The 17,069-nt window shown below is 49.4% G+C and carries 22 protein-coding genes; 19 read left to right on the forward strand and 3 right to left on the reverse strand.

Annotated elements, in window-relative coordinates; all coding sequences use genetic code 11:
• The first annotated feature begins 567 nt into the window (after positions 1–567).
• The 5 genes from NYE33_RS18720 to NYE33_RS18740 all read left to right on the forward strand — a co-directional run bounded on the left by NYE33_RS18720 (position 568) and on the right by NYE33_RS18740 (position 3,279).
• Positions 568–1,101, forward strand: a complete 534-nt coding sequence (locus tag NYE33_RS18720) for a TetR/AcrR family transcriptional regulator (protein ID WP_341066964.1) — start codon at positions 568–570, stop codon at positions 1,099–1,101.
• A 12-nt stretch (positions 1,102–1,113) separates the two neighbouring features.
• A complete protein-coding gene (locus NYE33_RS18725) occupies positions 1,114–1,437 on the forward strand; it encodes a DMT family transporter (RefSeq protein ID WP_042138348.1) in 324 nt (107 codons plus the stop codon).
• Between the two features lie 3 nt (positions 1,438–1,440).
• Positions 1,441–1,794, forward strand: a complete 354-nt coding sequence (locus tag NYE33_RS18730; RefSeq protein WP_341066966.1) for a DMT family transporter — start codon at positions 1,441–1,443, stop codon at positions 1,792–1,794.
• Positions 1,795–1,972: 178 nt separating this feature from the next.
• Positions 1,973–2,716 (forward strand): N-acetylmuramoyl-L-alanine amidase family protein, encoded by a 744-nt coding sequence (locus tag NYE33_RS18735; protein WP_042138343.1) that lies wholly within the window; start codon positions 1,973–1,975, stop codon positions 2,714–2,716.
• Between the two features lie 38 nt (positions 2,717–2,754).
• Positions 2,755–3,279, forward strand: a complete 525-nt coding sequence (locus NYE33_RS18740; protein WP_076243244.1) for a DNA topology modulation protein — start codon at positions 2,755–2,757, stop codon at positions 3,277–3,279.
• 95 nt (positions 3,280–3,374) lie between these two features.
• On the opposite strand, the gene NYE33_RS18745 is transcribed toward NYE33_RS18740, so the two are convergent.
• Entirely contained in the window at positions 3,375–3,908 is a 534-nt protein-coding gene (locus NYE33_RS18745) for a CDP-alcohol phosphatidyltransferase family protein (RefSeq protein ID WP_341066968.1), read from the reverse strand.
• Between the two features lie 217 nt (positions 3,909–4,125).
• On the opposite strand from NYE33_RS18745, the gene NYE33_RS18750 reads away from it, so the two are divergent.
• The 10 genes from NYE33_RS18750 to NYE33_RS18795 all read left to right on the forward strand — a co-directional run bounded on the left by NYE33_RS18750 (position 4,126) and on the right by NYE33_RS18795 (position 11,490).
• Positions 4,126–5,007, forward strand: a complete 882-nt coding sequence (locus NYE33_RS18750) for an AraC family transcriptional regulator (RefSeq protein WP_042138339.1) — start codon at positions 4,126–4,128, stop codon at positions 5,005–5,007.
• A 109-nt stretch (positions 5,008–5,116) separates the two neighbouring features.
• The gene (locus tag NYE33_RS18755; RefSeq protein ID WP_340944629.1) at positions 5,117–5,737 is read left to right on the forward strand and encodes an immunity protein Imm33 domain-containing protein; all 621 of its coding nucleotides are present in this window, start codon (positions 5,117–5,119) and stop codon (positions 5,735–5,737) included.
• Positions 5,738–5,904: 167 nt separating this feature from the next.
• Complete coding sequence (locus tag NYE33_RS18760; protein ID WP_341066971.1) at positions 5,905–6,225, forward strand: hypothetical protein; 321 nt, start codon at positions 5,905–5,907, stop codon at positions 6,223–6,225.
• Complete coding sequence (locus NYE33_RS18765) at positions 6,197–6,778, forward strand: hypothetical protein (protein ID WP_341066973.1); 582 nt, start codon at positions 6,197–6,199, stop codon at positions 6,776–6,778. The genes NYE33_RS18760 and NYE33_RS18765 overlap by 29 nt, the downstream gene beginning before the upstream one ends.
• Positions 6,779–6,820: 42 nt before the next feature.
• Positions 6,821–7,348 carry a hypothetical protein gene (locus NYE33_RS18770; RefSeq protein ID WP_076243240.1) on the forward strand — a complete coding sequence of 176 codons (528 nt, stop codon included), beginning with the start codon at positions 6,821–6,823 and terminating at the stop codon, positions 7,346–7,348.
• A 22-nt stretch (positions 7,349–7,370) separates the two neighbouring features.
• Entirely contained in the window at positions 7,371–7,895 is a 525-nt protein-coding gene (locus tag NYE33_RS18775; protein WP_341066975.1) for a hypothetical protein, read from the forward strand.
• Between the two features lie 181 nt (positions 7,896–8,076).
• Positions 8,077–9,108 (forward strand): ATP-binding cassette domain-containing protein, encoded by a 1,032-nt coding sequence (locus NYE33_RS18780; protein ID WP_076243238.1) that lies wholly within the window; start codon positions 8,077–8,079, stop codon positions 9,106–9,108.
• Positions 9,105–9,917, forward strand: a complete 813-nt coding sequence (locus NYE33_RS18785; protein ID WP_076243237.1) for an ABC transporter permease — start codon at positions 9,105–9,107, stop codon at positions 9,915–9,917. Before NYE33_RS18780 ends, NYE33_RS18785 begins: the two co-directional genes overlap by 4 nt.
• Positions 9,918–10,426: 509 nt before the next feature.
• Positions 10,427–10,924: a hypothetical protein gene (locus tag NYE33_RS18790; RefSeq protein ID WP_341066979.1), complete on the forward strand. Its 498-nt coding sequence runs from the start codon at positions 10,427–10,429 to the stop codon at positions 10,922–10,924.
• A 29-nt stretch (positions 10,925–10,953) separates the two neighbouring features.
• The gene (locus NYE33_RS18795; protein WP_341066980.1) at positions 10,954–11,490 is read left to right on the forward strand and encodes a hypothetical protein; all 537 of its coding nucleotides are present in this window, start codon (positions 10,954–10,956) and stop codon (positions 11,488–11,490) included.
• On the opposite strand, the gene NYE33_RS18800 is transcribed toward NYE33_RS18795, so the two are convergent.
• Complete coding sequence (locus NYE33_RS18800) at positions 11,487–12,074, reverse strand: LysE family translocator (RefSeq protein ID WP_042138323.1); 588 nt, start codon at positions 12,072–12,074, stop codon at positions 11,487–11,489. The two genes, NYE33_RS18795 and NYE33_RS18800, sit on opposite strands and share 4 nt — an antisense overlap.
• 150 nt (positions 12,075–12,224) lie before the next feature.
• Here NYE33_RS18800 and NYE33_RS18805 point away from each other — a divergent pair, with 150 nt between their 5' ends.
• Complete coding sequence (locus NYE33_RS18805; protein ID WP_042138322.1) at positions 12,225–13,109, forward strand: LysR family transcriptional regulator; 885 nt, start codon at positions 12,225–12,227, stop codon at positions 13,107–13,109.
• Positions 13,110–13,241: 132 nt separating this feature from the next.
• Positions 13,242–13,766 (forward strand): GNAT family N-acetyltransferase, encoded by a 525-nt coding sequence (locus NYE33_RS18810; RefSeq protein ID WP_042138320.1) that lies wholly within the window; start codon positions 13,242–13,244, stop codon positions 13,764–13,766.
• Between the two features lie 49 nt (positions 13,767–13,815).
• On the opposite strand, the gene NYE33_RS18815 is transcribed toward NYE33_RS18810, so the two are convergent.
• Positions 13,816–14,793, reverse strand: a complete 978-nt coding sequence (locus NYE33_RS18815) for a biotin--[acetyl-CoA-carboxylase] ligase (protein ID WP_341066982.1) — start codon at positions 14,791–14,793, stop codon at positions 13,816–13,818.
• Positions 14,794–15,014: 221 nt separating this feature from the next.
• On the opposite strand from NYE33_RS18815, the gene NYE33_RS18820 reads away from it, so the two are divergent.
• The gene (locus NYE33_RS18820; RefSeq protein WP_042138316.1) at positions 15,015–15,566 is read left to right on the forward strand and encodes a biotin transporter BioY; all 552 of its coding nucleotides are present in this window, start codon (positions 15,015–15,017) and stop codon (positions 15,564–15,566) included.
• Between the two features lie 8 nt (positions 15,567–15,574).
• A complete protein-coding gene (locus tag NYE33_RS18825; protein WP_341066984.1) occupies positions 15,575–17,065 on the forward strand; it encodes a class I adenylate-forming enzyme family protein in 1,491 nt (496 codons plus the stop codon).
• Positions 17,066–17,069 lie beyond the last annotated feature (4 nt).

The following is a 17,069-nucleotide window of genomic DNA, read 5'->3' on the forward strand; positions in this document are numbered from 1 at the left end:
GCCCTGGATGCAATCTGTTGATTCGTATGTCTTGATTAAGGACTTTAGAGAACGAGAGAGACTGATCGAATGTATGCGAAAAACCGAATACAATGTGCCAATGATAAGGTAAATGAGTCGAATGTATGCGTAAAACCGAATACAATGTGCCCATGATAGGGTAGATGAGGCGAATGTATGCGAAAAACCGAGTACAATGTGCCAACGATAAGGTAAATGAGCCGATTGTATGCGAAAAACCGAATACAATATGCCAGCGATAGGGGAAATGAGCTGAATGCGAATGAGGGGAAAAAGTGCCCCTGAATGCGCTGAAAGTGGGCGGGAGGCATAGATTAGGATCAGTATTGCGCTTGATTTCCCCGGGAAACTGTACAGAGGGAGCTGCCCCAGAAGAAGTCTGAAGGGAGCAATGTGGTGGCCTACAATCTCCAAAGTTGCTAAAGGCCGGATAAGCCGCATAATGCATAAACTCCTGTTGGATTTTTCTGCAGGGCGACTTTGTTCCTGTTCTTCATTTGACATACAAACCGTCCAGACGGTATAGTAAATACAGAGGTGATTCACATGAACAGCAATTCCAAACGCAATTTGATTCTGGCAGCCGCTTCAAACGTCGTGAAGCATCAAGGAATTGAGAAGCTTACGCTTGAAGCGGTGGCCGCCGAAGCAGAGGTGAGCAAAGGCGGTCTGCTGCATCATTTTCCGAATAAGGACGCCTTAATTCAAAGCATGGTGTCAGGAATAACCAATGAATTCATAACAGATGTTCAGAATAGGGCGGCCCGGGATACACGGGATCAAGGGAAATGGAGCCGGGCCTATTTGCAGTCCACCGTCGAAGCAGATAAGGAAGCGCAGGGCATGAACGTAGCGCTTAACGCAGCGCTTTTTAGCAACGGGGATCTGCTGGAGGACCTTCGGAAACAGTACTCCGTCTGGCAGGAGAACATTGAGAACGATGGACTTGATCCGGTGATCTCCTCAATTGTCCGGCTGGCTGTAGACGGCCTGTGGTTATCGGAGGTATTTGGAATCGGTGAAATCAGCGGTGAAATGCGGGACAAGGTCGTCAGCAAATTGCTGGAGATGATTAATTAGGAGGCAACCCAAGTGAATTCTTATGTATTATTGTCGTTAGCTATTGTGAGTGAGGTCTTCGGCAGCTCCATGCTTAAGGCATCGAACGGTTTCAAAAGACTGCTTCCATCCATTGCGGTGGTCGCCGGCATGGGACTGGCATTCTTCAATCTGTCACTCGCGCTGAAAGAGATCCCCCTCGGGACGGCTTATGCCATCTGGTCAGGTGTGGGAACGGCGTTAACCGCATTGGTTGGAGTACTGGTCTATAAAGAAAGTCTGAATGTCAAAAAAGTAGCAGGACTGCTCCTCATCATTGGCGGTGTGGTGCTCCTGAAGCTTTCAACGGAGGGTTGAACTGTGAAAAGTTATCTTGCACTAAGTATTGCCATCATCTCGGAAATTTTTGGCACGACGATGCTCAAGCTCTCCGACGGATTCAGCAGTGTGCTGCCGTCTATCGGGGTAGTGATTGGAATGGGTGTGGCTTTTTACAGCTTGTCCATTAGTCTCAGAACCATACCGTTAAGCCTGGCTTATGCCATCTGGTCCGGGGCAGGGACGGCGCTGACTGCACTCATCGGCATCCTGATCTGGAATGATCCCTTCAACCTGCTTACCGGTATTAGTCTGCTTATCATTATCGGGGGGCTTGTCTTGCTGAATTCCTCCAGTCATGCCGGGCAGGGAGCAGAGCATACACCCGCCAAATAGCATGGAAATAATAAAAGACTGATTGGAGCCATGACAAAGGCCTCCATCAGTTTTTTTGCAAGGATAAGAATCTATAGGTGTCCGTGTATCGTTACAGAATTAGGTCTTGCCTATCCAGCCTCCAGTATGCTGAAATGTAAGGGGATACGAAATGAAGTAGCGATAAGGAGAGACCGGAATGAGGAAGATGTACATTATAGCTGCCGCATGGCTCAGTCTGCTACTGCTTGCGGCATGCAGTGATGGCGTCAGTAACGGTTCAGGCGGGAACAGCGCAGATTCAAGTCTGGCTGCGGCTCCGGCGGCGGGTAATCGGGCAATTCATGAACCAGATCGTACAAGCGGGCCTGGAAGCAGTGATCCGGTGTATTCCGGACCTGTATACAAGGTCGTAATCGATCCGGGGCATGGCGGTGAAGACCCGGGCGCGACTTCTGTGAGCGGACGGTTTGAGAAGGAGTTCAACCTCAGCGTGTCACAGGCGGTAGCTGCGGAGCTGGCGGATGATCCGCAGCTTCAGATTGAGCTTACCCGGACCGGGGATGCTTTCATTTCCACGCATGAGCTGTACCGGCCGGAGTTCGCGAATAACCTCCCGGCAGATTTATTTATCTCCATCCATGGTAATACCTATGAGGATTCGTCTGCATCGGGCACGGAGTCCTTTTATTATCATGACGAATCACTGGCTTTTGCCGAGACTATACATAAGCATGTCATTCAAGCTACCGGGCTTAAAGACCGCGGAGTTAAGGTTGCGAACTTCTTTGTGCTGCGGGAGACGGAGATGCCGTCCGTGCTGCTGGAACTGGGGTATTTGACGAACCCGGGCGATGAGGCGAAGATGTGGACCAATGAGTTTCAGGAAGCAGTTGCCTCATCCATCGCGGATGGAATCAAGGAATACTTGCAGCTGGATTGAAGGGATAGTAGTTACGTCATATTGGACAGGGAGAACTTATGAACCGGATTCTAATTCTCGGATCAGGAGGCTCGGGCAAATCCACCTTGGCACAGCAGCTCGGCGGTCTGCTCCATCTTCCGGTTGTGCATCTGGATTCCCATTTCTGGAGCCCGGGCTGGATTCCCAAGCCGGATGAGGAATGGGACGGGCTGGTCCGGCAATATACGGATCAAGAGCAGTGGATTATGGATGGCAACTACTCAAGGACGATGGATATCAGGATCAAGCGGGCGGATGTCATCATTTTTCTGGATCTGCCGAGGCTCTTATGTATGTACCGGATTGTGAAGCGGCGTCTAATGTACCATAACCAAACCAGACCCGATATGAACGAAGGCTGTCCGGAGAAGCTCGACTGGGCGTTCGTGAAATGGGTCTGGAGCTACAAGACACGAAGCCGCGACAACACCATTGCAAGACTCCGGCAGGCCGGCGCTCATCAGCAAGTCATCACCGTTACCTCCAGACGACAGGTCAAGGCGTTAATCAGAAGCTTTGCGGATGCCGGACCTGTTGGCTAAGTATTCGTGGTGTGCGGGATTATAGAAGAATAGGCAGTATTACCGGAGAACCCGTTGTGTGTGTTATGGGTTCTTTGGGGTGTATGAACAGAAGATTAGCGCCGCCGATGCAGCCCCTTCCGGTCCAGCTGCAGCTGGCTTGAGCTCAGAAGGATGATGAATTCCTCCACAGCGGATATAGTAGCTACGGTGCATACAACAGCAGTCCAGACACCTTGATGAATATAAGGAAGGAGCAGAGGTGTGATAAATAACAGGAGTCCGGCGAGCTTGTTGCCATAAGTATGAATGCTGCCGTAGGTCCGGAATCTGCGCAGTGCGGTCAGCATGGAGGCACCCCGGATTAAGGCGATCAGCATGATCCAGAGGAGAACCCCGGGTGTAAGTCCAAGAAACGGATACAATGTATATAATGCGGCGCCTACCAGCGTCATGTCGGCCAGGGAGTCAAGCTTGGCGCCGAGACTGCTGATTGTTCCGGTTTTTCTGGCAATCGGCCCGTCCAGCATATCTGTGATTCCGCACAGGATATAGACAGCGGTGAAGCCCGCGCCCAGCGGCTCAAGCCCAAACAGCAGGAGTGCCAGCAAGGTCCGGCTGAGCGTTATGCAGTTGGGTATAAGCTTCATTTCAAGCCTCCGTCTTCCCGCCGGGGGAAATTGCTTTTTATATAGTATCTATGCTTCATTATCATTAAAATAGAGCCGATTGTCTTCATATATATCAACTATATTATGGCAGAATTATTGCTGCGTCAGGGGCAGTACCCGTCAATCTGGTGCAGGAACTGTCGGACCCGGTCTTGGGATAGCTGTTAATCTGATGGTGAGGAAAGGGTGATAAACGATGAACCTGCTCGAAAATATGAACGCGGCACTCTCCTATATTGAAGAGCAGCTGGAGGGTGAGGTGGATGTCAGGGAGGCAGCGAGGCGGGCGTTATGCTCGGAGTATCATTTCACGCGGATGTTCTCCTTTCTGGCAGGTATTCCGCTGTCGGAATATATCCGCCGCAGACGTCTCACATTGGCCGCATTCAAGCTGCAGGGCAGCCAGCAGCGGATTATTGATCTGGCCCTGGAATTTGGTTATAGTTCACCGGATGCCTTCACCAAGGCCTTCCAGCTGGTTCACGGCGTGACGCCGTCGGAAGCAAGAAGTGCAGGGACACCGCTGAAGGCCTTTCCCCGGATGACTTTTCAATTAACGATCAGAGGAGGCAGTGAAATGAATTACCGTATGGAAGAGAAAGCGGCTTTTAGCATCGTCGGACTGAAGAAAAGGGTGCCTATCCAGTTCAACGGAGTGAATCCGGAAATCGCAGCGATGTGGCAGAGTCTCAATATGGAGATCATTACTGAACTGAAGCAGCTGTCCAACATCGTTCCTGCAGGGATGATCAGCGCATCGGTGAATTTCTCCGAAGGGCGGATGGAGGAACGGGGGGAGCTCGATCATTATATTGGTGTAGCTACCACACTGGACTGTCCTCCCTCCTATGCCAAGCTTGAAGTCCCTGCGTCTACATGGGCTGTATTTGAAGCGGTGGGGCCGTTTCCGGATACGCTCCAGAATATCTGGGGCCGGATTTATTCCGAATGGTTCCCCTCCTCCAATTACGAGCAGGTCGAAGGGCCGGAGATCCTCTGGAATGAGAGCAAGGATACAACTTCGCCAGCGTACAGAAGTGAAATATGGATACCTGTACAGGAATCGAAACTCCTTTAATTGTCCCTGTGCCTGAGCTTAAGATGGGTGGATTTTCCCATCCAAATGAATCGTGTCTCCCGCAATGGGGTAATGGTAGTCTAGCACTACAGACTAGGAGGCACACGTTATGGAATGGACTTTGGAAGATGTGGAAGAAGTGAGCCGGCAGCATCCTAATTCTTTCTTTATTCCCTCCCGGCAAGAACGGATGACCCAGAACCCAGGAAGAATGGTTAGGCTGCATTTCATCCTGACGAACCCGAAAGAAGGAGAACCCCGCGCTGAACGGATGTGGGTGGAGATTACCGGGCAAGATCCGGTTACCGGACGTTATACGGGGCTGCTGACCAATGTGCCCGGAGTGATACAGACACTGCAACCTGGAGATACCGTGGAATTCGAGCCCAGACATATTGCCCGGACAATTCTGCGAGAAGGAGACCCGGCGTGGGTCGAGGCAGGCGAGAAGGCGGCGCTGGTAACCATGAAATGCATGCTGCCCGGCAGCGGGGTTCGCTGGATGTACCGTGAAGCAGCCACACGGGAGCAGGACAGCGGATGGAGGCTATTCACCGGGGATGAGGATGGAGCATACCTGAGTGATCCCAAGAATACCGCGATCATGAATGTGTACGATCTGATTGACCGCGACCCGGGCTTACTGGAGCCTTTTAGAGGAGCTGTAGGTACGGCATTTGAACGGAGCGGCCCGGATGCAGCATGGGTAGAAGTGAAGAATTGGCGGTAAGCAAAATATGCGGGGCTGGCGGTTCATAGAAATCTGTAACCGGCAGATGCTGGAATCAGGTATAGGCTGTGCATAAGCATGGGCAAAGGTGCGGAGGGGACAACAGTTCTCTACCGCGCCTTTGTTGCTGTTTAGTTAAATAATGTAAAATGAGGGAGTGCAATATTTTGTTGAGATTCCAAACCATGATAGTATCCTTTCTCCGCACCAGACACGGCTGGTTAAAAGCCGGGATCGCAGCAGCAGTGCTGGTGATCCTTATTGGCGGTGCACTCTTTCTGCGCCCTGTTAAAGATCAGGAACCCGTAGCCCCAAAGGGAGGAATAATATCGCCAGTCTTTAACTTGCCGTCACATACGGAGGGGATTCTCAATGCAACGATGTTAGGAATGATATATTATAACGGCAAAGTGTACACTCAAACGTATACGGAAATCCCGCCCGAACAAGCAATAAATTTTGAGAGGGAAGAAGCTCGGAACGGCTAAAGGCAATCTTAACGGTTGGAAGCAGCAGGGGAAGAAGGACACTAATCTAGCTTCAACAGTTGACAAGGCAGATGTCTATGCTGTGAAAGGCTATAATAAGAATTTCCGAATAATGACATATTCTGAAGAGCATTCGTATGTTCAAACTGCATTTTATGAGTGTACGGGCGGGTTGCCGTTAAGTGAGGGCAGAGATTTTTTCAAACCCTTTAAAATGGCCGGAAATGTGGTTAGTGCCCAATATCAAAGCTACTCAGAGTGGAGAACAGGTATAGATCAGTTACACCCGGTTCCTGATTTGGAACTGATCAATACCCTGGTTGATCAGCTGTATGATGCCAGATTATCTGTACATGAGGGCATGGATGGACAATTGGGCGACTATGACAATGATGAACGGTACAGACGAATTACAATTCATTTAAAAGATGGCACTGAGGTTACTTTGATAATAATCAAAGGCGGCTACATTGATTACGGATTTGCCAGAATGTATTTCCAAATCGATAACGAATTCGCTACGCAGCTCTGGGATGCTTTGAGTCCGATATAATTCTGTACCGGAAGTTTAGGGAAGCGGAAAGGGAACATACATATGGGCAACCGGATATCTATGCCAGAGCACTTTGGCGAAAGCATTGAGTCGTTAAAAATGTCGAATAGTCTGACCTCCTTTTTTATTGAGGTGCTGGCGCTCAGCGGGTCTATGTTTGCAGAAAACAACCGCGAGAAAGAAATGGTGATCTGGTTAGCTCAGCAGGACCAGTCAGTGGTAGGCATAGGAACTGTCGGTTTTGATATCGATGATATGCCGTGGACTATAGAATCGTTTGAACGGGAAAGGAATTTTATCTTACACACGATTTCAGGAGCAATGGAACGTCATGGTTGGGAGCGGCTGAAGTATGAACCCCGGGAAGATTGGATCATAGAATGCTTATTAAAGTTTCAGCGGATGATTTTTGCTTTTGATAAAGACAGCATTAAGATGGAAAGTTATTTAGAATGGTCAAAAATTGAAGAAGATGATAATAATCCTACGATCCCTATCGGGTACCCGAAATGCGGTATTCATGATATTTACTTGTCTTGCCACGGCTGTATATTGTGTAATAATACCTAAGAACATGCTGGAGGCGGATACAGTGAATAAATTATGCTTATTGCTGCTCGCAGTACTGCTCCTAAATGGCTGTAGTACGGATAAGGAGGCAGAGCGCGCTGCTGGGCAGAACGTTATGCCGCAAGAAATGCCGGGAGATTTCGACTTTCTGGTCCGGTACGGCTATGGAGAAGCTACCAAGAATGAGATCAATACGTATCAGGATATAGTGGTAAAGGATCTGATCATGAATGGGACAGCGACGGCAAATGTTACTCTGACCGGGGATGAGATGCGCAGCATCTATGACCAGATGAAGGAAATCAACATTATGGGGACGATGGAGCTTGAACCCGCCAGGCAGAGTTGTGCCGTCACCCCCTATCAGGAAGACAGCTGGCAGATTACTGTAGACGGAGTTACCCGTGATTTGAGCTGGTCCGGTGAGAATTGTGAGCTTACAGAAGATGCCGGGCGGCTGCTGGAGCTGCGGACCTTCATCGCGGACATCGTAGCCGGTAAGGATGCGTACCAGGCATTGCCGGAAGCCGAGGGCGGTTATGATTAAGAATATTGTATTTAAGGTGTACGTCTGCAAGCGTACTTCTTCAGTCCGATCCCAAGGGATCGGATTTTTGTTTTAATAAGACGTGGGAAAAGCAACCTGGCGGATGAGAGGCAAGTTTATATTCAGTTTAAAAAAGTCGGGTACCATCCTAATACATTCAGTCGTCTAGGAGGAATAAGGGATGAAACAAGTACAACAATCAGGAAGAGCGCAGGAGACTGGCAGCTATGCCATCGAAGCGCAGGGGCTTGTCAAAACGTACGGCAGCAACCGCGCGGTCGATGGTGTGGACCTCAAAGTGGGCACGGGCATGATCTACGGTGTGCTGGGTCCGAACGGGGCCGGCAAGACAACCGTAATCCGCATGCTGGCCACCTTACTGCGGCCTGACGCAGGTTCGGCGCGTATCTTCGGACATGATGTGGTTAAAGAACCGCAGATCGTGCGTCAGTTAATCGGAGTAACGGGTCAATATGCATCAGTGGATGAGTCACTCAGTGCAACAGAGAATCTGATTATCTTCTCCAGACTGCTCGGACTGGGACGCGCCGAATCGAGAAATAAGGCTGGAGAGCTGCTGGAAGAGTTCGGCCTGACGGAAGCGGCCAAGCGTCCGCTGAAGAATTTCTCCGGCGGGATGCGCCGGCGGCTGGATCTGGCTGCCAGTCTGATTGCGCAGCCGCCGCTCATTTTCCTGGATGAACCAACGACCGGACTTGATCCGCGGACGCGCAATCAAATGTGGGACACCATCCGGCGGCTTGTATCGACCGGGTCAACCGTATTGTTAACCACGCAGTATCTGGAAGAAGCGGATCAGCTGGCTGACCGGATTGCCGTGATCGACACCGGAAAGGTGGTTGCAGAGGGCACCGTAGATGAATTGAAGGCTTCCGTCGGCAACTCCTCGCTGCATCTGAAGGTCTTGAACCCGCAGGATATGGGGAATGCCCGTCTAATCGTCGAGCGGGTGCTTCAGGTGCGGTCCAATGTATCGTCAGAATCCGCAAAAATCATGGCGCCGATGGGCGATGTTGACCGGGTAACCGACCTGCTGATCGCGCTTCGCGGGGCGGGAATTCCGCTGCTGGAGATGAGTGTGCAGAAGCCGACACTGGATGAAGTGTTCCTGACCTTAACCGGTGATGGCGTGAAGGAAGAGGCCGGATATGCATCCGGATCAGCCAAGAATAAAGAGGGGGTATTGGCATGAGTACTGTAATCAAGCCGGGTACAGAACGCCGTCTGAAGAATCATACCAGCTTCGGCCAGGCGGTGCGCAATTCATTAACGATGGCCTATAGAGGGCTGCTCAAGATCCGGCGGACACCGGAGCAATTGTTTGACGTCACGTTCCAGCCGATCATTTTCACGCTGATGTTCACCTATATCTTTGGAGGGGCAATTGCCGGTGATGTAGCAAGCTATTTGCCGGTGATTATCCCCGGTATCTTAGTGCAGACCGTAATTACGACGTCTGTCGTCACGGGAGTCCAACTGCGGGAGGATATGGAGAAGGGCGTGTTTGACCGCTTCAAGTCCCTGCCGATTGCGCGGATTGCCCCTCTGGCGGGCGCGCTGCTCGCAGATACTATCCGTTATACCATTGCTACTGTGCTCACCTTTGTTATGGGTTACATCATGGGCTTGCGTCCAGAAGGCGGCATCGGAAATGTTGCGCTTGCAGCTGTACTTGTAATCGGATGCTCATGGGCGATCAGCTGGATCTTCGCTTTCTTTGGTGTAATCGCCCGGACAGCTTCCAGCGTGCAAGGGATATCGATGATCGTACTGTTCCCGTTAACCTTCCTCTCGAATGCGTTCGTGCCGGTTGATACGATGCCGAAATGGCTGCAGTGGTTTGTAAATATCAATCCAATCTCGCATCTGGTCACCGCCGTCCGTAATCTGGTCAACAATGGAACGGTAGGCAGCGACCTGGTTTACTCTCTTATCGGTGCCGCAGTCATTGTCGCTATCTTCGCTCCGATCACGGTGCGTGCGTATATGCGCCGTACGTAATCCACTTCACTGAAAGACGTTAACGGATGTAGAGATACATCGGGTTAGCGTCTTTTTGCTTTTGGCAGGAAATCCTAGATCAAATGTTGAAGTTTATTCTATATTTAACTATTTAACTATTTAGCTTGAACTGGAGAACTTTCTGATTCGCAGCACGTCTTGCCCGAATTGCAAGTTACGGGTGGTCTGCTATGAGACTACCGCTCATGTTATAACTGTAATTTGTACAACTATAATGCTACATTTCAGCGCAGGAACAGTTTTAATTGCACTTTGTACACTTATAAATGGCTTCTTTGCTGTAAAAGAGCAATTTCCCTATTTTTAATTGTACAGAATGCAGTTATCCCTAGACCTCCGGTTTTTTGCCGCCTTTTAATTGTATGAAATACAATTATTATCCGCTACTCGCTCCACGCTGCTCCTAAAGATTAATGCTGCGCAAGCGTCTTATCTGCTGCAGGCCACGTACATTTTTAGTTCAATCTATATAAGGAGAAGGAGTTCTAATGATATATTTGCTTAATGATAACGGAAGGGAAATATGGTATTTCGAAGTAGATGAGGACGGCTGGGCGTTCAGACAGATTTTGTTGGAGGAAGGTAAAGAGAGTAAGATATCTAATCAAAAGAAATATGATTTTTTCTTATCTGAGACAGAATTACCCTTAGATGACGGGACATTATTAAGAATTACTCAAGAAGAATTTGAAGAAGTATGGAGCAGGATAAATAGAGATCAAACGGAGCGTTGGGTTGAATTGAAAAGCAAACTTCCATTGGGGTCCAAAATTACTGGCCCTATAGAGGTCCTCTATCCTCAAGGAGTAATTGTCAGTATTGCTGTATATGATGCTTTGGCTATAGCTGATTATGAAGAATGTGCTGCAAACTATAAGAACCGTAACATACATAAAGGTCTAAATGTAACAGCTAATATTATAGGGTATGATGAAGTGAATTATTGGATTGTTTTAGGAAATCCGAGAGTTCTATTGGTGAAATGAAAATTACGTACTTAAGAAAGGACGTAATCATGAAAAAGTATGAAGGCATCGGAAGCAGCACAATCAAATACGCAATCCTGAATTTCATTCTATTCATTACTAATCTGCTCTTATATGCTTCAGGTCCGGATGGCGGCGGAACCGGGGACCGGGAAGAAGGGTTATATTTCTATCGGCTGTACTTGGTCTGTCTTGTTGTAGTGTTCGTTGTATATGGTATATGGTCGGTCACTTCGGGAAGACACAAGAAGAGCATCAAAGGCTTAACGGCTGTTCCCGTGTTATTGTCATCGGTTGGTATCACCGGTCTATTGATATATACAATCAGCAAGAACAAGAGCCTGTATGACGATATCTGGTTAAATAACTCAGGTTCGGAAGTCTTGGCGCTTAACGCAGACTTTTTAATCTATCTGGTATACTTCTTCCTGTTTTTCGCCATTTGCATTAGTGTGCTGGGAATTATTTCGAGAAATAAATGGGCTATACTTGGACTGCTGCTTAATCTGTCCGTGTTAGTACTGCATTTCCTTGTATTCAAGGAATGGGTTAGCTGGCTCTATTAGTGTGAGCATAAGAGGTAGACAGCAACAATCATTAACGTCCCTCCCATCGCAATGTTAAAAGCCTTAATCCCTTTCCTTCTTTGCGTGAGGAATTGCAGTTTCGAGCCTAACAGAGCCCAGGCAGCCAATGAAAGATAGCAAATAAGAAAATAAATACACACAAAGCTAAGCAGCAAATTAGGAGAATTATTCAGACTAAAGGCGGAAACACCGGAGAGACAGGCAATCCAAGCTTTCGGATTAAGCCATTGCATTAGAAACCCGTGACGATAACGCGGCAGCTGCTCCTCCTTGAAGGTGATCTCCGGGCGTGAGACAATAATTTTGTAACCGATATAACACATATATCCTGTCCCTGCATACCTGAGTATGTCGTAAAATAGCGGCATCTGCGCTACGAGATTGGATAGCCCTAGTCCAACGGCAATCAGTAGAATCGTAAACCCGGCCGTTGCACCGGATACCAAAGAAAATGAGCGTTTAAAACCATAGTTGACTCCAGCAGAGAGAATCGTCAGGTTCACGGGTCCGGGTGAAATCGACATAGATAACGAAAAGAAGAACATGGCAATAAAAATAGACATAAATACAACACTCCCTATAGCTTCGTTCTGCCGTTATCATAATTTATGGAACATTAACCGGTCCAATTTGAAGTTCTGATCGGCTCCATCTGAAAAACGGATGATTACTCTGGAGACAAATCAGGAGACATATTAAGGAGGGGAGAAACATTGGAACTGTATCAATTGACCACCTTTGTCCAAATTGCCCGGACAGGCAATTTAACGGAGGCGGCAGGGCTGCTTAACACGAGTCAACCATCAGCAAGCGCTCATCTCAAAGCCCTGGAGACAGAGGTCGGATTTCTTCTCTTCCACCGGACATCCAGAGGAATGACCCTTACGGACAAAGGAGTGGAGCTGCTTGTGGAAGCACAGAAAATACTCGCCTCCGCAGCAGATTTTCATAATAAAGTGCTTGAACTGCAGGCAAATCCTACGGAGAATATCCGCATCGGATTGAACACTGACGGACAGCTTCTTCGTATAGAGCAATTGATCCAGGGGATTTCGGAGGGCTTGCCGCAGATAGAACTGCATTTTATCGACATAAGAAGTGAGGATTTCATCCAGGAACTGAACAGCTCAAAGATACATGCGGGGTTCTACTACGGGGAAGTTCCGCATCAGTCCGTGCACTCCATCAGACTCGATTCCGTCAGAATGGTTGTGGTCTATCCCGGCAGCTGGGCTGTGCCTGAGAACGGACTTACACTGGAGTATTTTGCCGCGAAGCCATGGATCTGGACTACACAAGGCTGTCCTTTCTATAAACAATCCATAGATTACTTCCTGAAGAAGGGTATCGTCCCGCAGACCATCATATATGCCGATGACGAATCTCTAATCGGGAATCTGGTTCAAGGCGAAGCCGGATGTTCATTACTGGCAGAACCCATTGCCAGGCGGTTTGCAGAAGCGGGCAGGCTACAGATTTGGGATGAGATTGAGCTTCAGATTGATTTGCATTTTGGAGTTCCCGAAGTGAAGAAGAGCAGTCGCGCTCTCGTTGAGATCGGGTCAATTGTGGAGAAAATATGGAAGGCGGAGGCTTAAAGTTTAACTTGGGATGTGAATGGCAAGACGTACAGTTTGTATATAATGAAACTCTCCATTAATCTGGAAATCATTGCATGCTAAGATGAAGTTGCGATTATCTTACCCAGGATAGATGTGGAGGTTAACGGAATGTTTCTGCAAAAAGAGAACCTGGTTATCCGGGATGCGGCTGCGGCCGATGCACAGCTGCTATGCAGCTGGTGGAACGATGGGGCAATTATGGCACATGCCGGCTTTCCTGAAGGCGTAGGCACTACTGAACAAGAGGTACGAAACATGCTGCAGGCCACGGCAACCCCTGAGCGGAAAGGGCGTTTGATTCTGGAGATCGATGCTATTCCTGCAGGGGAAATGAGTTACAGTGCAGTTGCAGATGCTGTAGCAGAGATTGGTATCAAAATCTGTGACTTCAACCAGCAGAATAGAGGGACAGGCACGCAATTTTTGGTGATGCTGATTAATTATTTATTTGAGGAGCTGGGATATCACAAGATCATACTCGATACTAATCTTAAGAATACCCGGGCACAGCATGTCTATGAGAAACTCGGCTTCCGGAAAATTGCGGTGCGTAAGGATGCTTGGACAGATCCGCTAGGAGAATGGCAAACTTTCATCGATTATGAGCTAATAGAAGCGGAATGGAGAGAATGAACAGGTTGAAGGTTGAAGGTTCACTATAACGTGTGATTACAGCCGTGACCTAGATTTTAATGCTGACTTCTCCGCTTGAAAGATACTCCTCGTCACCATTCTCATATCTGACCTTCAGACGGCAGTCGTTATCAATGTCAATGGCTGTCGCCCCGCGTTGTTTGTTATCCTTCATCACCGTTACAGGCTTACCAAGGGAAAGGATTCGTTGTCTATATTCGGAGAGAAACGGTCTGTCCGTTAAATGCGCATAGTATTCCATGAAATGATTCAGCACTTCTGCCGCGAGCCGGCAGCGGAGATCATCATAATGATTGCTTTCGGAAAATACAGACGTTGCAATCCCGCCAAGCCCGTCAGGAAAGCCGGCCGCCGGTAGGGTTACATTGATGCCAATGCCGAGAACGGCATAATCCAGCAAGCCATTCTCCAATGATAAGGAAGCCTCGGTGAGAATTCCGCACACCTTTTTGCCATCCATGAATACATCATTGACCCACTTAATCTGCGTGTCTTTACCGGATACGCTCTCGATGGCCAGGGCAACGGCGGCTGCAGCGGAGGTCGTCAGAAGAATGGATTCTGCCGCAGATAGCTTGGGGCGCAGCAGGATGCTCATGTATATGCCCGTTCCCCGCGGGGAAAAGAAGGGCCGGCCATTTCTTCCGCGGCCGGCAGTCTGCTCTTCCGAGAGGATCACTTTCCCTTCAGCCTCTCCATTTGCGGCCAGGATTTTTACAGCTTCGTTCGTTGAAGGTATAGTCTTGTATACCTCAAGGCGCAGCTGTTGACCCTGGAGATTCAGGTGTTTCGAAATGGCACCGGCAGATAAAATATCCGTTAGTGGGGATAAGGAATACCCTTTATTGGTTACAGCCTGTATGGAGTAACCGTCTGTCTGCAGCGACTTGATGGCTTTCCAGACTGCGCTGCGTGTTACGGATAACTGCCCTGCGATCTCCTCGCCGGATATATACCCGCCTTTGTTGCTGCCCAGCAAGGTTAGAATTTGTTCTTTAACTGTCATGGAAATAACCCTCCAGAAATATTACGTTCAGATCAATCCTATTCGATTATATTAACATGCTTAGATAACAATAGGAAAACGAAGGTGTTATTTTCGATCTATTGTGAACTCTAAAAATTAAATTGGTTTACAATAGAGAAGGTCTCCATTATAATTCAGCGTACTGGCTGTATTCTTTAACCAGAGCACAACCTTTATTTTATCCAATGGAGGTCAATATCTTGAAGACAAAAGAACTTGTATATGCCGCATTATTCGCTGCACTCATCGCGGTGCTCGGCATGATTCCGCCCTTGCCCCTTGGCTTCATTCCTGTTCCGGTCACTGCCCAGACGCTTGGGGTCATGCTGGCCGGATGTTTTCTGGGCAGGCGGATGGGTACCCTCAGCCTGGTTGTTTTTATCATTCTCATAGCCCTCGGATTGCCGGTACTGACCGGCGGGCGCGGCGGACTGGCGTTGCTCGTTGGACCGTCTGCCGGATACATATTCAGCTGGCTGGTCGCGGCAGGCTTCATTGGCTGGTGTTCCGAGAAAATCTGGCGCAGGGTCCGCATCTGGAAACTGATAGCCGTCAACCTGATCTTTGGCGTATTGCTGGTGAATCTGATTGGCGCACCTGTCATGGCCTTAATTACAGATACGCCGGTCTGGACCGGACTGATTGGGGCTTTGGCCTTTCTTCCCGGAGACATGATCAAAGCGGTTATTGCGGCTGTCATAACGATGCAGCTGAAAGAAATCAGCCCCATTGAAGATCAAGCGGGGGTGTGAGCATACCCATGAACCTTGTACAGCGCATTTTAGAACGTGGCCAGGCTGCCCCTTCCCGCATTGCGATCTCAGACGGCCGGGAAGAACGCTCCTACGCCCAGCTGATGAGGCTGGTACAACAGGTTGCAAACGGTTTGCGGCATGGCGGACACATAAAGCGGAATATTGCTGTTGTATCCGGTAACCGTATGGAGTTCGCCGAGTTTGTTCTCGGCGCCATCTATGCGGGATGCGTCCCCGTGCTGCTGGACCCCAAATGGCATCCGGAGGAGATGGATAAGGTTATCCGGCAGTGTGAGCCCGGACTGATAGTTGGTGAAGCGCGTTTTGCGGCTGATTTCACAGAACGTTATAAAGAAATTCCGCAGCTATACTTTGGCGGGGAGCAGAGCACCGGCAGCTATAGCTCCTGGCTGTCTGCCTTCGGGCCTGATGCTGTTGCAGAGGAGAACCCCGGGCTGCTGTTCATCGGGTATACATCAGGCACAACCGGTCTCCCCAAAGGGTACATGCGGACTCACCAGTCCTGGTTAACAAGCTTTGAGGCGACGGAGAAGGCATTCAGGCTGAATAGTATGAAGCACGTACTTGCACCCGGGCCGTTCGTGCATTCCCTGTCGCTGTTTGCCATGATGCAATCCCTGTATAGTCTGGCGACTTTTCATCTGCTGCCCGCATTCGATGCTGTGAGCGTATTGAATCTCTGCTCCCATGAACCTGATATGGTCCTGTTCGTTGTGCCTGCGATGATTGACGCATTGGTCCGGCAGGCCGCTGCAACTACGGCCCCGGTATCGATACAGGCCATAATCAGCTCTGGGGGCAAGTGGCCAGTGACGTTGAAACAAAGATGTCGTGAGCTGTTCAAGGAGACGAAGCTCTATGAGTATTACGGCTCCTCGGAGGCCAGCTACATCAGCTATCTTGAAATAACCGGGGAGGAGGAGGCAGATTCCTTAGGTAAACCGTTCACCGGCGTGCATATTTCCATCCGCGATGCACAGTTTCGTGAGCTGCCTCCGGGTGCGGTTGGTGAGCTGTATATCCGGAGTGAAATGATGTTCACCGGGTATCACCTGCTGCCGGAAGAGACGGCAGGCGTGTTTCGCGGGGGCTGGCTGCGCACGGGGGACTACGTGCTCCTGGATCATGAAGGGGATCTGCACCTGGCCGGCCGCGCCGGCAGCATGATCAAGAGCGGGGGACTCAAGGTGTTTCCCGAAGAAGTGGAGACAGTGCTGCGACGTATTCCGGCGGTCCGCGAGGTTATGGTATTCGGCAAGCCGGATGAGCGGTGGGGAGAGCAGGTAACGGCATTGATTGAGTGGAACGGAGAACAGCAGCTTAGTCTGGAGCAGATCAGGGATTACTGCCGTCCATATCTTGAAGGCCATAAGTTGCCCAGGCAGCTCGTTACTGTGGAACAGTTCATCTATACCAGCAGCGGAAAAATCGCACGCCAGCGGATGATGGACAATGTGAGAGAAGGGTTGAGATGAGAGA

The sequence above is a fragment of the Paenibacillus sp. FSL R10-2199 genome (assembly GCF_038000235.1).
Lineage (GTDB): Bacteria > Bacillota > Bacilli > Paenibacillales > Paenibacillaceae > Paenibacillus_AQ > Paenibacillus_AQ phytohabitans.

Excerpts from the sequence above, each read along its gene's own strand:
- NYE33_RS18785 (WP_076243237.1), top strand. The coding sequence starts at position 9,105 with ATGAGTACTGTAATCAAGCCGGGTACAGAACGCCGTCTGAAGAATCAT.
- NYE33_RS18810 (WP_042138320.1), top strand. The coding sequence starts at position 13,242 with ATGTTTCTGCAAAAAGAGAACCTGGTTATCCGGGATGCGGCTGCGGCC.
- NYE33_RS18795 (WP_341066980.1), top strand. The coding sequence starts at position 10,954 with ATGAAAAAGTATGAAGGCATCGGAAGCAGCACAATCAAATACGCAATC.
- NYE33_RS18735 (WP_042138343.1), top strand. The coding sequence starts at position 1,973 with ATGAGGAAGATGTACATTATAGCTGCCGCATGGCTCAGTCTGCTACTG.
- NYE33_RS18750 (WP_042138339.1), top strand. The coding sequence starts at position 4,126 with ATGAACCTGCTCGAAAATATGAACGCGGCACTCTCCTATATTGAAGAG.
- NYE33_RS18740 (WP_076243244.1), top strand. The coding sequence starts at position 2,755 with ATGAACCGGATTCTAATTCTCGGATCAGGAGGCTCGGGCAAATCCACC.
- NYE33_RS18780 (WP_076243238.1), top strand. The coding sequence starts at position 8,077 with ATGAAACAAGTACAACAATCAGGAAGAGCGCAGGAGACTGGCAGCTAT.
- NYE33_RS18720 (WP_341066964.1), top strand. The coding sequence starts at position 568 with ATGAACAGCAATTCCAAACGCAATTTGATTCTGGCAGCCGCTTCAAAC.
- NYE33_RS18790 (WP_341066979.1), top strand. The coding sequence starts at position 10,427 with ATGATATATTTGCTTAATGATAACGGAAGGGAAATATGGTATTTCGAA.
- NYE33_RS18800 (WP_042138323.1), bottom strand. The coding sequence starts at position 12,074 with ATGTCTATTTTTATTGCCATGTTCTTCTTTTCGTTATCTATGTCGATT.
- NYE33_RS18770 (WP_076243240.1), top strand. The coding sequence starts at position 6,821 with ATGGGCAACCGGATATCTATGCCAGAGCACTTTGGCGAAAGCATTGAG.
- NYE33_RS18755 (WP_340944629.1), top strand. The coding sequence starts at position 5,117 with ATGGAATGGACTTTGGAAGATGTGGAAGAAGTGAGCCGGCAGCATCCT.
- NYE33_RS18745 (WP_341066968.1), bottom strand. The coding sequence starts at position 3,908 with ATGAAGCTTATACCCAACTGCATAACGCTCAGCCGGACCTTGCTGGCA.
- NYE33_RS18825 (WP_341066984.1), top strand. The coding sequence starts at position 15,575 with ATGAACCTTGTACAGCGCATTTTAGAACGTGGCCAGGCTGCCCCTTCC.
- NYE33_RS18815 (WP_341066982.1), bottom strand. The coding sequence starts at position 14,793 with ATGACAGTTAAAGAACAAATTCTAACCTTGCTGGGCAGCAACAAAGGC.